This window comes from Streptomyces sp. NPDC052079, assembly GCF_040680275.1.
Taxonomy (GTDB): Bacteria; Actinomycetota; Actinomycetes; order Streptomycetales; family Streptomycetaceae; genus Streptomyces.
Genome location: NZ_JBFAWL010000023.1, coordinates 17840 through 33084, shown reverse-complemented (window position 1 = coordinate 33084; position 15245 = coordinate 17840). Strand labels below are relative to the sequence as shown.

The window sequence follows — 15245 nt, the reverse complement described above, 5'->3', positions numbered from 1 at the left end:
CGCCGGCCTCCCGGAATCGTGAAAGAGCTGTCACTGCGCACAACGAGGCAGGGCACGCGGTGATTCCCGTCACCGCCGCCGCCCCTAGCCGCCTCTGTACCCCGCGACGCCGCTAACGGCGCACGGCGACCCGAAAAGCGGGCCGAATATCTGCGTACGCCCGCTCGCACGCCTACGCTCGCCTCGTGCTGCGCATCACCGACGCCCGAACCGGCGAGCCCGTGGACGCAGCCCCCGCGCGGCGGGGGCTCACCCGGGTCGAGGCCCACACCCAGGGGTTCGACCCGGCGAACCTGCGGGTGCTGCTCGTCGCCGACCTGCTCGTACGCGCCCTGGAACTCGGCGGCACGCCCGTGTGGGCGCTGCTCACCGGCGAGCGGCAGCGCGCGGAGCTCCGCGCCGCGGGCGAGGCCCTCGGTGCCCGTCCCTTCGAGGACGGCCGGGACGCCGGCACCGGCCTGGGCGAGGCGCAGGTGCTGCACGTGGCGGGCGAGGGCACCGAAACCCCCGAAGGGCCGTGCCTGGCCGTCGCACCCGTGCACTGGGAGGCGCCCGGCCCACCGGACGCGACCGACCCCGCCGTGCTGCGCCTGACCCTGCTCGCGCACCCCAGACGCGCACCCGTCACGGTCGGCACGGCCGCCCTGGACGAGGCCCGCGACACTCTCGGCCGCTGGCGCCGCGCGGTCGCCGACTGGGCCTCCCGGCCCTCGCGCCCCGTCCCGGACCCGGTGCGCGCGGGGCTGCGCACCGCCTGGGAGGACGACCTGGACACGGCCGGCGTGCTGCGTGTGCTCCGCGCGGTGGAGACCGACCCGGACCTCCCGGACGGCGCCCGCTTCGAGACCTTCGCCTACGCCGACCGCCTGCTCGGTCTCGACCTCACCCGCGACCTGGGCTCACCGGCATGACCCAGCGCACCGACCCGGAACCCCTGCGCCGCCTGGTCGTCCTGCGCCACGCCAAGTCCGCCCGCCCGGAGGGCGTCACCGACCACGAACGCCCCCTCGCCCCGCGCGGCGCGCGCGACGCGCCCGCTGCCGGACGGGTGCTCGCCGACTCCGGCTGTCTGCCCGGCCTCGCCCTGTGCTCCACCGCGCTACGCGCCCGCCGGACCTGGGAACTGGCCGCCGCACAGTGGGGCACGCCACCGCCGGTCCGTCACGACCCGCGCCTGTACCACGCCGGCGTTCCCGAATTGCTGGCCGTGATCCACGAGGTGCCGGCCGAGGTCGAGACGCTGCTCCTGGTCGGCCACAACCCGGGGCTCGAGGACCTCGTCCTGGCACTTGCCGGTGAGGGACTGGACGACACCCTGGACCGCGTCCGCGCGAAGTTCCCGACCTCCGCGGTCGCGGTGCTCTCCTGGCGCGGCACCCGGTGGCGGGACCTCGCCCCCGGCAGCGCCCTGCTCACGTCGCTGACCGTGCCCCGCGGCGGCAAGCGGTAGCCGCGGCGTCCCCTCCGGGTGGCGGCGCATAGGCTGGCCGGATGCAGGACGAGTACCGCACCGTCGCGCGCGCGGGTGTGCACGAGACCGAGATCAACCGCTCCCGCTTCCTGTGCGCCCTCGCCCCGGCGGCCACCGAGCAGGAGGCGCAGGACTTCATCGCGGCCGTCCGCAAGGAGCACGCCGACGCCACCCACAACTGCTGGGCCTATGTCATCGGCGCCGATGCCTCCACCCAGAAGGCCAGTGACGACGGCGAACCCGGCGGCACCGCCGGCGTCCCCATGCTCCAGATGCTGCTGCGCCGCGACGTGCGCTACGTCGTCGCCGTCGTCACGCGCTACTACGGCGGCGTCAAGCTCGGCGCCGGCGGTCTCATCCGCGCGTACGGCGGCGCCGTCGGCGAGGCCCTGGACACGATCGGCACCCGCACCCGGCGCCGCTTCCGGCTGGCCACCGTGACCGTCGACCACCAGCGGGCCGGCAAGGTCGAGAACGACCTGCGGGCCACCGGACGCGACGTGCGCGAGGTGCACTACGGCGAGGAGGTCACCCTCCGGATCGGCCTCCCGGACGCCGACGTCCCCGCCTTCCGCGCCTGGCTCGCCGACGCCACCGCGGGGACGGCCGGATTCGAGCTCGGCGGGGAGGCGTACGGGGACGTCTGACCGGTTTGAAGGCCTTTCACCGCATAACAGGCGAACCCGCACCGGGTCATGACGGAGCGATACGGGAGTAACCGCCCGTGCTGTCAGACCCGCCGGTTACGCTGCGGGGATCATGAGACTGCTGCACACTTCCGACTGGCACCTCGGCCGGTCCTTCCACCGGGTCGGCATGCTCGGTGCCCAGGCCGAGTTCATCGGCCACCTCGTCACCACCGTGCGTGAGCGCGATGTGGACGTGGTGGTCGTGTCGGGAGACGTGTACGACCGCGCGGTGCCGCCGCTCGCCGCGGTCGAGTTGTTCGACGACGCCCTGCACCGTCTCGCCGACCTTGGCGTGCCCACGGTGATGATCTCCGGGAACCATGACTCGGCCCGCCGCCTGGGCGTCGGCGCCGGACTCATGGGGCGGGCGGGCATCCATCTGCGGACCGAACCGGCCGCGTGCGGCACGCCGGTGGTGCTGTCCGACGGGCACGGGGACGTCGCCTTCTACGGGCTTCCCTATCTCGAACCCGCCCTGGTGCGGCACGAGTTCGCGGTGGAGAAGGCCGGCCACGAGACGGTGCTCGCCGCCGCCATGGACCGCGTCCGCGCCGATCTCGCCGGACGCCCGCCCGGCACCCGCTCCGTCGTCCTCGCCCACGCCTTCGTCACCGGCGGCCAACCCAGCGACAGCGAGCGGGACATCGGCGTCGGCGGGGTGGCCGCCGTCCCCGCCGGGGTGTTCGACGGCGTCGACTACGTGGCACTCGGCCATCTGCACGGCTGCCAGACCCTCACCGACCGGGTCCGCTACTCCGGCTCCCCGCTGCCGTACTCCTTCTCCGAGGCCGGCCACCGCAAGACCATGTGGCTCGTCGACCTGGCCGCGGACGGGGCCGTGACCGCCGAGCGCGTGGACTGCCCCGTGCCCCGCGCGCTGGCCCGGCTCCGCGGCACCCTGGAGGACCTGCTCGCCGACCCCGCCCTGGCACGGCACGAGGACGCGTGGGTCGAGGCGACCCTCACCGACCCCGTCCGCCCGGCCGACCCCATGGCCCGGCTCACGGAGCGCTTCCCGCACACCCTCAGCCTCGTCTTCGATCCGGCCCGCACCGCCGACGACCCCGAGGTCTCCTACGCCCGCCGCCTCGCCGGCCGCGACGACCAGCAGATCGCCGAGGACTTCGTGGCCCACGTGCGCGGCACCGGCCCCGACCCACACGAACGAACCGTGCTCCGCGACGCCTTCGACGCGGTCCGCGCGGACGACGCGGAGCGCGAGGTGGCGCGATGAGGCTCCACCGGCTGGACCTCACCGCCTTCGGGCCCTTCGGAAGCACCCAGAGCGTCGACTTCGACGAACTGTCCGCCGCGGGGCTCTTCCTGCTGCACGGCCCCACCGGCGCCGGCAAGACCTCCGTGCTGGACGCCGTCTGCTACGCCCTGTACGGCTCCGTGCCCGGAGCCCGGCAGAGCGGCCAGGGCATGGCACTGCGCAGCGACCACGCCGCCCCGGCCACCCGCACCGAGGTCACCCTCGAGCTCACCGTCGCCGGACGCCGGCTCGAGATCACCCGGCAACCGCCCTGGGAACGGCCCAAGAAGCGCGGCACCGGCACCACCCAGGACAAGGCCCAGACCTGGCTGCGCGAACGCGACGCCGTCTCGGGGGTCTGGAAGGACCTCAGCCGCTCGCACCAGGAGATCGGCGAGGAGATCACCCAGCTCCTCGGCATGAGCCGGGAGCAGTTCTGCCAGGTCGTGCTGCTGCCCCAGGGTGACTTCGCCCGCTTCCTGCGCGCCGACGCCGAGGCACGCGGCAAGCTGCTCGGCCGTCTCTTCGACACGCGCCGCTTCGCCGACGTGGAGAAGCGCCTCGCGGAGCGCCGGCGGGTCACCGAGTCCCGGGTGCGCGAGGGCGACACCGGCCTGCTGGCCGACGCGCACCGGATGCAGCAGGCCGCCGGCGGCACCATGGAACTGCCCGCGCTGGAACCCGGCGAGCCGGGACTGGCCGAGGCGGTGCTGGGCGCGGCCGCCGTCGCCCGCAGCACCGCGCGGGAACAGCTCACCGTCGCCCAGTGCCGCCTCGCCGCCGCGGAGTCCGCCCTGCGGGATGCCGACCGGGACCTGGAGGACGTACGCGAACGCGACCGGCTGCAGCGGCGGTTCGCCGAGGCACGGGAGCGGGCGGCGCGGCTCGAGGAGACCTCCGCGGCCCACCGGGAGGACCAGGCCCGCATGGAGCGGGGCCGGAAGGCGGAAACCGTCGCCCCCGCCCTGGAACTGCGGGACTCCGCCGAGGCAGAGCACCGGCGGGCGGCCGATGCCGAGCAGCGGGCGCGGGCCCTGCTCCCGGCGTCGTCGGCGGACGCGGGAGCGGCCGAACTCGCCGTCGCCGCCCGCAGGGCCGCCGAGGAACTGGGCGGTCTCGAGTCGGCCCGCCGCGCCGAGCGGCGACTGGCGGAACTTTTCGGCGAGCGGGCCGGCCTGGACCGCCAGGAACGCGCCGACGAGGAGGTCCGGGAGGAGGCGGAGAGCTGGCTCGCCGGCTGGGAGGAGACCCGGACCCGGCTGCTGACCCGCATCGAGTCCGCGCAGCAGGCCGCGACCCGGGCCGGGGAACTCGCCGTGCAGCGCGAGCCCGCGCGGCAGCGGCTGAACGCCGCGCGGACGCGCGACCGGCTCACCGTGGACACCCACACGGCCGCCGAGCGGGCCCGCACCGCGCGGGAGCGCGCGCTCACCGCCCGGCAGCACTGGCTCGACCTCAAGGAACAGCGGCTGAACGGCATCGCCGCCGAACTGGCCGCGGGCCTCACCGACGGCGAACCCTGCGCCGTCTGCGGCGCCACCGAACACCCCGCCCCCGCCCGCAAGGTCGACGGACACGTCGACCGCGAGACGGAGGAACGCGCCCTCGCCGACTACCAGAGCGCCGACGACGCCCGCGCGGCGGCCGAGCGGCGGCTCGGCGGGATACGCGAGGCGCTGGCCGCCGCGAGCGCGGAGGCCGGGGACACCCCCACCGAACAACTCTCCCGCGCGGTCGACGAACTGGAGCAGCAGTACGCACAGGCACGGGACGCCGCCTCCGGGCAGCACTCCGCGCAGGAACAACTGCGCGCCGCGGAGCGCGAGCACGAACTGCGGATCGCCGCCCAGCGCGAGGCGGCCGTCCGGGCCGCGTCCCGCGTGGGTCACCGTGAGCGGCTGGACCGGGAACGCGCCGCGCTGGAGGAAGAGTTGGCCCAGGCGCGCGGGGAGGCCGGCAGCGTGGCCGCCCGCGCCGAGCAGCTGGAGCAGAGCGTCGCGCGGCTCACGGACGCCGCCGACGCCGTGCGCGCCGCCGAGACCGCGGCCCAGCGGCTCAAGGAGACCGACGCCCGGCTGTCCGACGCCGCCTTCCGCGCGGGTTTCGACACCCCGCAGGCCGCCGCGGGCGCCCTCCTCGACGACGCCTCCCATCGCGCACTGCAACGGCGCCTCGACGCCTGGCAGCACGAGGAGGCGGCCGTCCGGGCCGTCCTCGCCGAGCCGGAGACCGCGGCCGCCGCGCAACAGCCGCCCGCCGACCTCGCCGCCGCGCAGCGCACCGCCGCGGAAGCCGAGCGCAGGGTGCGCGAAGCGGCCTCCGCCCATGACGCCGCCGCCCGGCGCTGCGCCGAGCTGGACCGGCTGTCCGCGCGGGCCACCGCCTCGGTACGCCGGCTGGGGCCGCTGCGCGAGGAGTACGACCGGGTGGCCCGTATGGCCGGTCTCGCCGCCGGCACCTCCGCGGACAACGAACGCCGGATGCGGCTTGAGTCGTACGTCCTCGCCGCCCGCCTCGAACAGGTCGCCGCCGCCGCGACCGCACGGCTGCACCGCATGTCGTCCGGGCGCTACACCCTCGTGCACTCCGACGACCGCACCGGCCGCGGCCGCAGCGGACTCGGGCTGCACGTCGTCGACGCCTGGACCGGACGCGAGCGGGACACCGCGACCCTTTCGGGCGGCGAGACCTTCTTCGCCTCGCTCGCCCTCGCGCTGGGCCTGGCGGACGTCGTCACCGACGAGGCCGGCGGGGTGCGGCTGGACACCCTCTTCATCGACGAGGGTTTCGGCAGCCTGGACGACCAGACGCTCGACGAGGTCCTGGACGTCCTGGACTCCCTGCGCGAGCGCGACCGCAGTGTGGGCATCGTCAGCCATGTCGCCGATCTGCGGCGGCGGATACACGTCCAGCTCGAGGTCGTGAAGGGCCGCTCCGGTTCGGAACTGCGACAGCGCGGAACGCGCTAGCAGCGGCTCACCGTCCCAGCGGACGGCGCGGCAACGGCGAGGAGCACACTGACGTGGCCGCCGCGCTCGCGGCCGGCGGCGACCCCGGTTCGTCCTGGTGGACTGCCGCTCCACCGACGCACGGGACCAGGGCCACGTCCCCGGCGTGGTGCACCTGCCCTCGCCCTCGCCCAACTCGGCCATCAGGTCAAGGAGATGCTCGGCGGATCGAGTACTGGGTGGGCGAGGGACTGCAGTTCGAAACCTGGCGCGGACGCGGACACCGCGCCGCCGACCCGCTGACCGCACCCGCGGCGGCCGACGACTCCACATGCTGAACCCCCGCGTCCGGTAGTCCGGACGACCCGATAGGTTCTGCGCCATGGTGCGATACGCGGAGCCGGGCACGGTGCAGTGGGTGGAGTCGGGCGGAGGACCGCTCATCGCGGTGCCGGAGACCGTACTGCCGTTCTGGACGGGTGCCGACGGTGAGGAGACGGCCTCGGACTACGACCGGGCCTGCGAGGTGGACGGGCTCGTCGGGCTCCTCCCGGTCGGCGACGCCGCGGCCCTGGTCCTCGGCGACGAGCCCGCCGCCACCGCCTTCCTCCCCGACCACAGCACCCTCGTCCGGTGGGTCGCCGGGGACTCGGAGGCGGAGCTGCTCGCGAGCGTCCCGGCGGCGCTGCACACCGCGCGGTGGCAGACCGAGGTGCGGTGGAAGGTGCCGGGCACCGTCCTGCTGTTCGACGCGGCCTGGCCGGGATCGCACTCCACGGGCACCGACCATGCACGCCTCACGCTCGCCCCCGGCAGCTACGCGGTCCGCGCGGCCGCGGTGCAGCCGGGCCCGGAAACCTGGCTGGTCCTGGTGCAGTTCCGACCGTTGCCCTGACCGGCGGCCCGCCGTCAGGGCGGTCGCGCCCGCGTGCTTCCCCGCCGGCCGCTGGGGCATGCCCGACGACCCCGCCCGCCTCATCGCCTGGCCGGCCATGGACGAGGCGAGCTGGATCACCGGACAGGTCATCGGCTCCGAGGGCCGTTTCCGGCGCTGACCCGGCTCACAGGGCCGACAGTTCGTCCACCAGGTCGTCCAGACCCAGCGATCCCTGGGAGAGCGCGGCCATGTGCCAGGCCTTGAGGTCGAAGGCGTCGCCGTGGCGCTTGCGTGCGTTCTCCCGGCCCAGCAGCCACGCCCGCTCACCGAGCTTGTAGCCGATCGCCTGGCCCGGGATGGTCAGATACCGGGTCATCTCGCTCTCCACGAAGTCCGCCGGGCGGCTGCTGTGCGCCCCGAAGAACTCCTCGGCGAGCTCGGGGGTCCAGCGCTCGCCCGGGTGGAACGGCGAGTCCGCCGGGATCTCCAGCTCCAGGTGCATGCCGATGTCGACGATCACCCGGGCCGCCCGCATCATCTGCGCGTCCAGATAGCCGAGCCGCTCCTCCGCGTCCGCGAGGAACCCGAGCTCGTCCATCAGCCGCTCCGCGTACAGCGCCCAGCCCTCGGCGTTGGCGCTGACCCCGCCCACCGACGCCTGGTAGCGGGAGAGGTTCTCGGCCACGTGCACCCACTGCGCCAGCTGGAGGTGATGGCCGGGGACGCCCTCGTGGTACCAGGTGGAGACCAGGTCGTAGACGGGGAAGCGGGTCAGTCCCATGGTGGGCAGCCAGGTGCAGCCCGGCCGGGAGAAGTCCTCCGACGGCGGCGTGTAGTACGGCGCCGCCGCGCTGCCGGCCGGGGCGATCCGCGCCTCCACCCTCCGCACCCGCTCGGCGAGGTCGAAGTGGGTGCCGTCCAGGGCCTCGATCGCCCGGTCCATCAGGCCCTGGAGCCACTCGCGGACCTCGTCGACGCCCTCGATGTGCCGGCCGTGCTCGTCCAGGTACGCCAGCGCCACCCACGGGGTGGCGGCGCCCGGAAGGATCCTCTCGCCCTCCTCCTTCATCTCGCCGAGCAGCCGGTGGTACTCGGACCAGCCGTACGCGTACGCCTCGTCCAGGTCCAGGTCGGTGCCGTTGTAGTAGCGGGACCAGCGGGCGTAGCGCTCCCGGCCCACGGTGTTCGGCGCGCCCTCGATGGCCGGCGCGTACACGTCGCGCATCCAGTCCCGCAGCTCCACCACGGCCGCGGTCGCCATGCGGGCGCCCTCGTCCAGCTCCGCGCGCAGTGCCTGTGGGCCCGCGGCCGCGAACTCCTCGAACCAGCCGCGCCCCTCGCCCGTGTCCGCCCACTCGCTCAGCTGGCCGATGAACGTCTCCGTCGGCCGCGGAGCCGCGTACAGCTTGCGCTCCAGGCCCAGCTCGAGGGACTCCCGGTAGCCCGCCAGTGCGGCGGGGACTGCGCGCAGCCGCTGGGCGATCGCCGCCCAGTCCTCCTCCGTCTCGGCCGGCGTCACGGTGAACACCTCCCGCACCGAGTGCGCGACCGTGCCCAGATTGCCCACCGAGCGCAGCCCCTCGTCGGCCTCGTGCACGGCCAGCTCCGCGGTGAGCCGCTCACGCAGCAGGCGCGCGCAGCGGCGCTCGACGTCGCTGTCCGCGCCGGGCAGCCGCTCGGCCTCGTCGAGCCGCGCGAGCGTGGCCCGGTTCAGCTCGGCGAGGGCCTCCTGGCCGGCGGGCGAGAGATCGGGCAGCCGAGAGGAACTCTCCTTGACGCCGAGGTAGGTTCCGGTGACCGGATCGAGGGCGATGAGCTCGTCGACGTAGGCGTCGGCGACCTGACGGGGAAGCGCACTGTTGGTCTGTGACATGCGGACCATCCTGGTACGCGGCCCGCCGCGCGTCACCCGGATTGAGCCGAGGGCGAAGCCGGCAGTATCGGCCCGCAGTCCCACTGCTGGAAGATCAGCCGCGTCTCCACCCGCGCCACCTCGCGCCGGGAGGTGAACTCGTCGAGCACCAGCCGCTGCAGATCCGTCATGTCCGCGACCGCCACATGCACCAGATAGTCGTCGGGGCCGGTCAGATGGAACACGGTCAGCGACTCCGGCAGCGCCCGGATCCGTTCCACGAACGGCCCGACCAGCTCCCGGCGGTGCGGTCTGACCTGCACCGAAAGCAGCGCCTGCAGACCTCGGCCCAGTTTGGCCGGGTCCAGCTTCAGCCGGTGCCCGAGGATCACGCCCGAGCGGCGCAGACGGGTCACCCGGTCCAGACAGGTGGACGGTGCGACCCCGACCTGCGCGGCAAGATCCCGATACGTCGCCCGGGCGTCGTTCTGCAACAGCCGCAGCAGATGAAGGTCCACCGGATCCAGTACGACAGATTCGGCCACGGGCCGAACGTAACACGGGAATCCGCGCTCGCGCCCCGGCCGGTGTTCACCCTTCCGTACATGGACCTGGGCATGGACACGCTACGCACCACCAGAGCACTCGCCACCGAGGCCGTGCACGCCGGCCGGGACGACCTCGCCGGACTCGGACTGCACGCCCCGCCGATCGACCTGTCCACCACCTACCCCTCGTACGACAGCCGCGCGGAGGCCGCCCGCATCGACGCCTTCGCCACCACCGGCGCCGAACCGGACGGCCCGCCCGTCTACGGGCGGCTCGGCAACCCCACCGTCGCCCGGTTCGAGACGGCCCTCGCGCGGCTGGAGGGCACCGAGTCGGCGGTCGCGTTCGCCAGCGGCATGGCCGCGCTCAGCGCCGTGCTCCTGGTGCGCGGCTCGATGGGGCTGCGGCACGTCGTCGCCGTACGACCGCTGTACGGATGCAGCGACCATCTGCTGACCGCCGGGCTGCTCGGCTCCGAGGTGACCTGGACCGACCCGGCCGGCATCGCCGACGCGCTGCGCCCGGACACCGGCCTGGTGCTGGTCGAGTCCCCGGCCAACCCCACGCTCGCCGAGATCGACCTGCGGGCCGTCGCCCACGCCTGCGGCTCCGTGCCGCTGATGGTCGACAACACCTTCGCCACTCCGGTGCTGCAGCGCCCGGCCGAGCACGGGGCCCGGCTGGTGCTGCACAGCGCCACCAAGTACCTCGGCGGTCACGGTGACGTCCTGGCGGGCGTGGTGGCCTGCGACGAGGAGATCGCCGGGCAGCTGCGCCAGGTACGGTTCGCCACCGGCGGCGTGCTGCATCCGCTGGCCGGCTACCTGCTGCTGCGGGGCCTGTCGACCCTCCCGGTGCGGGTACGGGCCGCGTCCGCGAGCGCCGCGGAACTCGCCGCCCGGCTCGCCGCAGACCCGCGCGTGACCCGGGTGCACTACCCGAGCATCGGCGGGGCGATGGTCTCGTTCGAGGTGCAGGGCGACCCGCACGAGGTGATCGCCGGGGTACGGCTGATCACCCCGGCGGTGAGCCTTGGCAGCGTGGATTCCCTCATCCAGCACCCGGCGTCCATCAGCCACCGCATCGTGGACGCCGACGACCGCAGGGACGCCGGGGTCAGCGACCGGCTGCTGCGGCTCTCGGTCGGCCTGGAGGACGTCGAGGACCTGTGGGCCGACCTGGACGCGGCCCTGGGGGAGCGGACCGGCACGCCCGCCCGGCAGGAGACGCTGGCTCAGAGCTGAGGCCCCGCACCGCACCCACGGCAACGGTTCGGCGATCCCCGCCGGGCCGTTGTCGCCCGACGCTTTGACCTCATGACGTCCCCGGTCGCGGTGCACGGAACCCGCCGACGGGCTCCCCGAACTCCCGCACCCCGCGCGCCGGCACGGCGTCCAGGCGGGCCGTGACGACCAGGGTGCCCTCCTCGATCTGGTATTCGAGAGGAAGGCCCAGGCCGCGCATCGCGGCGACCATGCCGGTGTTGGACGCCTGTGTCACGGCGTACACCTGCGAGCAGCCCGCCTCGGCCGCCATCGACACCAGCCGGGCGAGGAGCCGTGCGCCGATGCCCCGGCGCTGCCAGGTGTCCTCCACGATCAGCGCGACCTCGGTCTCGTCTCCGTCCCACATCAGATGACCGAGGGCGACGACGCGGCCCGCATCGGTCTGCGCGACCAGTGTCCGCCCGAAGCGCGGGCTCAGCAGGTGGTTGAGGTAGCGGTTCGCGTCGCCGACCGGCCCGTGGTAACGCCTGCGCAGGGTCTCGGTGGAGCACCGCTCGTGCATCGCCCGCGCGGCGGCCAGATCGCCGCTGTCCGCCCGGCGCACGGAGATGTCACGGCCCTCCGGCAGGGTGAGCACGTCACGGCCGCGCGGCATGCGCGGTCCCAGCCGGGTGTCGAGTTCCACCAGCGCGCGGGCCCGCGCGAACTCGGTGGGGGTGAACGGCAGATACGGCCGTTCGACGGTGAGCACCCCGCCCCCGGGGGCACGCAGCCGGATCACGGTGCCCTCCAGCGAGCCCTCCGCCGGGACCGTCCCGGCCGGCGCGGAGGGGTGGGAGCGGATGGTGCACCGCCCGAGTAACTGACGCAGGGCCAGCGGAAGTTCGGCGGAGTCCGTGGCGGTACGGGTGGCCAGTCCCAGCACCCGGGTCGGAGGGTCCACCAGATCGTGGGCGTCGGCCCGCTCGGTCCAGGTGTCCCGGCCCCCGGCGAGCGACACCGCTGCGGAGAGGTCCGTTCCCGCCGGTGCGCGCAGCAGGAACTCGTCGACGGTGTCCTCGCCCAGCGGGTGCGTCTGCAGGCTCAGGATGTCGACCCCTCGCTCGGCCAGCACCGTGCACAGCGCGGCCAGCGAGCCCGGCTCGTCCTTGACCGTCGTGCGCATCCGCCACAGCACGCGCTCCCCGGCCGTGGCGGAGGGCGGCGGGGCGTCGCCGGTATGGTGCGCCGGCGGTGCGTGGCCGTGGCGTCGTGTCCACCACGAGTGGAAGGCCGCCGTGCACCGCGCGGGGAGTCCGGTCGGGTGCCACCGGCGGCGCGCGAGGCCTCCGTGTCGGGCGTACATCACTTCGGACATGTCTCGACTCATACAGCCCACTGTGAAGGAATCGTGTTGCGCGATCACGAACGCACGGTGACTGATGAGTAAAGGCGGCGTACTTCTGTCCGAATCGCTGCGTTACTGGCCGAAGAGGCCCGGGCGGCAGCGTCTTGGGGAACAGCACGGAGCCGTCCCGCTCCCGCATCCGCACCGTCAGCTCACCGCTGTCGCCGAGACGTTCGACGCACTGGCGTCAGCCCGTGGCGCGGCTGCCGTCCAGGATGACGCGGGCGACCAGTGCCGGGTCGTCGTTCATCGGGACATGACCGCAGCCGGGCAGCCGGACCAGCCGCGCCCTGGGAATGATCCGCTTGGCGCGGACACCCTGACGGGGGAACAGCAGCCGGTCCCGGGCACCCCAGGCGACGGTCACCGGGATGCCGGGCACGTCCTCGGTGAACTGTACGGTGATGCCCGCGCGGAGGGTCTCGGCGAAGCCGGTGGCTCCGGCGAGCGCGAGCGTCTCGGCGACCACGGCCTCCGGCGAACGCCGCCCGGGGCGGGCGTAGATGGTGCTGGTCAGCGCCCAACGGCCGGCCGCGGAACGGGCGAGGTGCTCGACCAGCGGCGGCGGCATCCGCTCGGCGATCCGCCGCATGCCGGACAGCACGGCGAAGGCGTACCGCCGTTCGTTCTGGGTCCAGAAGCCCGCCGGAGACAGGGCGGTGACGGACCGGACGAGTCGCTCGCGGCCGAGCTCCAGGGCCAGCAGACCGCCGAGCGAGTTGCCCGCCACGTGCGGCCGTTCCAGCTCCAGCGCCTCGCACAGCGCGCCGAGCGCGGCGTTCATGGTGGGCAGGTCGTGGGCGAGGCCGTCGGGCAGCGCGGGGGAGGCGCCGAATCCGGGCAGGTCCACGGCGATCACCTCGCGCTCGGTCGCGAGGATGTCCACCACCGGGTCCCAGGCCTGGCGGTGATGGCCGATGCCGTGCAGCAGGAGCAGCGGTTCGCCCCGGCCCACGCGCGCGTAGGACAGGGTCACGGTCTGCGGGCCGAGGGGAGAGGTGACCTTGAAGAAGACGGTCGCGGACATGAGGCTGCTCCTCGTCTGGGACTCGCGGAAAAGGACGCCGCCCGGCGCCGTAGACAGCTTGTCAGCAATTGCTACCCACGGGTAGCCCCCGCTCGGGGCATTCCGGCGCCGCCTGGACACGGCCGCGCGCGTCGGTTGGGATGGTGGCGTGACCACCGACACCCTGACCGGCGTCTTCGAAGAGCACCGTCCCGTTCTCCAGGGGGTCGCCTACCGCATGCTGGGCCGGGTGGCCGACGCGGAGGACGTCGTCCAGGAGGCGTGGCTGCGCTGGTCGGGCGGCGACCGGTCCGCGGTACGCGAGCCCCGCGGCTATCTGGTGCGCGTCACCACCCGCCTCTCCATCGACCGGCTGCGCCAGATCAAGGCACGCGGCGAGACCTACGTCGGCCCGTGGCTGCCCGAGCCGTACGTCACCGACTTCGGCGGCACCGCCCCGGACACCGCCGAGCGGGCCGTGCTCGCCGACTCCGTCTCCCTCGCCGTCCTCGTCGTGATGGAGTCCCTGTCGCCGCTGGAACGCGCGGTGTTCGTCCTGCGGGAGGCCTTCGGTTATCCGTACGCCGACATCGCGGCCATGCTCGACCGCGGCGAACCGGCCGTACGCCGGCTCGCCGGACGCGCCCGCAAGCACATCAAGGAGCGGCGCCCGCGCTACGACGTCGATCCCGCCCGGCGGCGCGACCTCACGGAGCGTTTCCTGGCCGCGGCGGCCGGCGGCGACCTGGCGCAGCTGATGGAACTGCTCGCGCCGGACGTACGCCTCGTCGGCGACAGCGGCGGCAAGTCCCGCGCCCCGCTGCGAGTCCTGGAGAGCGCCGACCACGTGGGGCGCTTCCTCATCGGCGTGGCCGGCAAGGGGATTCAGGACCCCGCCGTCCGCTTCCTGGAGCTCAACGGCGGTCCCGCGGTGCTCGTCCTGTCGGGCGGCAGGCCCGACACCGTCCTCCAGCTCGACATCGCCGAAGAGCGCGTCCAGACGGTGTACGTCGTCCGCAACCCCGACAAGCTCCGCGCACTCGTGCCGTAGGAGCCGGTTCCCGCCCAGCGGCCCCCGTCATGCCATGACGGCGGCCCCGCCGTGGCGCCGATTGGTATTGACCAAGGGTGAGGGCCGCCTTATGGTCGCAGACAAGTGAAACAACCTTTAATAAACAAGGGCGCTAAAACGCGACCGTACTCGGCGATCGTGGAGGACAGGGTGGGGACCACGCAGCTGGAAACGGTGCCGGAACCGAAGTACTGGCACCTCAAGACCGTGCTGAGCGAGGCACTGGACTCGGAGTTCTCGGTGGGTGAGATCCTGCCCAACGAGCGCGATCTCGCCGCCCGCTTCGGTGTCGCCCGCGCCACGCTCCGTCAGGCCCTGGAACAGCTCGAGCTGGAAGGCCGGCTGCAGCGCCGTCGCGGGGTCGGCACCACCGTCGCCCCGCCGCGCATGGGCGTCTCCGTCGGCTCGGAGCGGCACGCCTGGCCGGGCGGGCCGCTCGACGCCTGGCAGCCGCTCGACTGCGCCCTGGAGGTACCGCCCTCCGCCGTCGCCGAGACCCTGGCCACCGGCCGCGACGAGCCCGTGCACGTCGTGCGCCGCTCCCGTGTCACCCACGGCCAGCCCGTGGCCGCGGAACTGCTGTACATCCCGGCGGAGTCGGTCCCCGACCTGTCCGGCATCGACGCGCCCTCCGGGGCGGCACGCGCGCGTGCGGTGCTGCGTGAACTGCAGCGACTGGAGCTGGAACGGCAGGAGAACGCCGTCGAGCTCGGTTCCGCCCGCGCGGACGACGCCCGGGAACTGGACCGTCTGCCGGGCGCGCCCGTCCTGGTCGTCACCACGCGCTTCATCGCCCGCGGACGCACCGCGGCGCTCTCCGTGGCCACGTACCGCGCGGACACCTGCCGGCTGACGTTCGGCGACTCCGGCGATGTGCAGATCCACCACGGCCCGGAACGCCACGCATCCTGAC

General features: G+C 74.0%; 13 protein-coding genes and 2 pseudogenes. 11 read left to right on the top strand and 4 right to left on the bottom strand.

The genetic code is table 11. The features are described 5' to 3' along the window. Positions 1-185 precede the first annotated feature (185 nt). From AB0L56_RS26400 to AB0L56_RS26365, 8 genes and pseudogenes are all read left to right on the top strand, one after another. The gene (locus tag AB0L56_RS26400; protein ID WP_361024054.1) at positions 186-911 is read left to right on the top strand and encodes a hypothetical protein; all 726 of its coding nucleotides are present in this window, start codon (positions 186-188) and stop codon (positions 909-911) included. Continuing rightward, complete coding sequence (locus AB0L56_RS26395; RefSeq protein ID WP_365427234.1) at positions 908-1450, top strand: histidine phosphatase family protein; 543 nt, start codon at positions 908-910, stop codon at positions 1448-1450. The genes AB0L56_RS26400 and AB0L56_RS26395 overlap by 4 nt, the downstream gene beginning before the upstream one ends. A 41-nt stretch (positions 1451-1491) precedes the next feature. Continuing rightward, a complete protein-coding gene (locus AB0L56_RS26390; RefSeq protein WP_365427231.1) occupies positions 1492-2118 on the top strand; it encodes a YigZ family protein in 627 nt (208 codons plus the stop codon). Positions 2119-2230: 112 nt separating this feature from the next. Then, complete coding sequence (locus tag AB0L56_RS26385) at positions 2231-3394, top strand: exonuclease SbcCD subunit D (protein ID WP_365427228.1); 1164 nt, start codon at positions 2231-2233, stop codon at positions 3392-3394. After that, a complete protein-coding gene (locus AB0L56_RS26380; RefSeq protein WP_365427225.1) occupies positions 3391-6384 on the top strand; it encodes an SMC family ATPase in 2994 nt (997 codons plus the stop codon). Before AB0L56_RS26385 ends, AB0L56_RS26380 begins: the two co-directional genes overlap by 4 nt. A gap of 47 nt (positions 6385-6431) precedes the next feature. After that, positions 6432-6701: pseudogene (locus AB0L56_RS26375) on the top strand (rhodanese-like domain-containing protein); the annotation flags it as partial. 44 nt (positions 6702-6745) lie between these two features. Next, positions 6746-7258: an immunity 21 family protein gene (locus AB0L56_RS26370; protein WP_361024039.1), complete on the top strand. Its 513-nt coding sequence runs from the start codon at positions 6746-6748 to the stop codon at positions 7256-7258. 19 nt (positions 7259-7277) lie between these two features. Then, positions 7278-7418: pseudogene (locus AB0L56_RS26365) on the top strand (3-ketoacyl-ACP reductase); the annotation flags it as partial. 6 nt (positions 7419-7424) lie between these two features. Here AB0L56_RS26365 and AB0L56_RS26360 read toward each other — a convergent pair. Beyond that, a complete protein-coding gene (locus AB0L56_RS26360) occupies positions 7425-9113 on the bottom strand; it encodes a DUF885 domain-containing protein (protein ID WP_361024036.1) in 1689 nt (562 codons plus the stop codon). A gap of 32 nt (positions 9114-9145) precedes the next feature. Next, positions 9146-9637, bottom strand: a complete 492-nt coding sequence (locus tag AB0L56_RS26355) for an Lrp/AsnC family transcriptional regulator (protein ID WP_190163655.1) — start codon at positions 9635-9637, stop codon at positions 9146-9148. Between the two features lie 72 nt (positions 9638-9709). Between AB0L56_RS26355 and AB0L56_RS26350 the strand changes: the two genes are divergently transcribed. Beyond that, positions 9710-10885 (top strand): PLP-dependent transferase, encoded by a 1176-nt coding sequence (locus tag AB0L56_RS26350; protein WP_365427220.1) that lies wholly within the window; start codon positions 9710-9712, stop codon positions 10883-10885. A 70-nt stretch (positions 10886-10955) separates the two neighbouring features. Here AB0L56_RS26350 and AB0L56_RS26345 read toward each other — a convergent pair whose 3' ends face one another. Beyond that, the gene (locus AB0L56_RS26345) at positions 10956-12236 is read right to left on the bottom strand and encodes a GNAT family N-acetyltransferase (RefSeq protein ID WP_365427217.1); all 1281 of its coding nucleotides are present in this window, start codon (positions 12234-12236) and stop codon (positions 10956-10958) included. Between the two features lie 205 nt (positions 12237-12441). Beyond that, positions 12442-13281, bottom strand: coding sequence for an alpha/beta fold hydrolase (locus AB0L56_RS26340; protein WP_365427214.1), 840 nt, complete (start codon positions 13279-13281; stop codon positions 12442-12444). 148 nt (positions 13282-13429) lie between these two features. On the opposite strand from AB0L56_RS26340, the gene AB0L56_RS26335 reads away from it, so the two are divergent. Together AB0L56_RS26335 and AB0L56_RS26330 are read left to right on the top strand one after the other, a co-directional pair. Continuing rightward, on the top strand, positions 13430-14311 hold the full coding sequence (locus AB0L56_RS26335; protein WP_365427211.1) for an RNA polymerase sigma-70 factor: 882 nt from the start codon (positions 13430-13432) through the stop codon (positions 14309-14311). 171 nt (positions 14312-14482) lie between these two features. Beyond that, entirely contained in the window at positions 14483-15244 is a 762-nt protein-coding gene (locus tag AB0L56_RS26330) for a GntR family transcriptional regulator (RefSeq protein WP_361024023.1), read from the top strand. Position 15245: the final 1 nt, after the last annotated feature.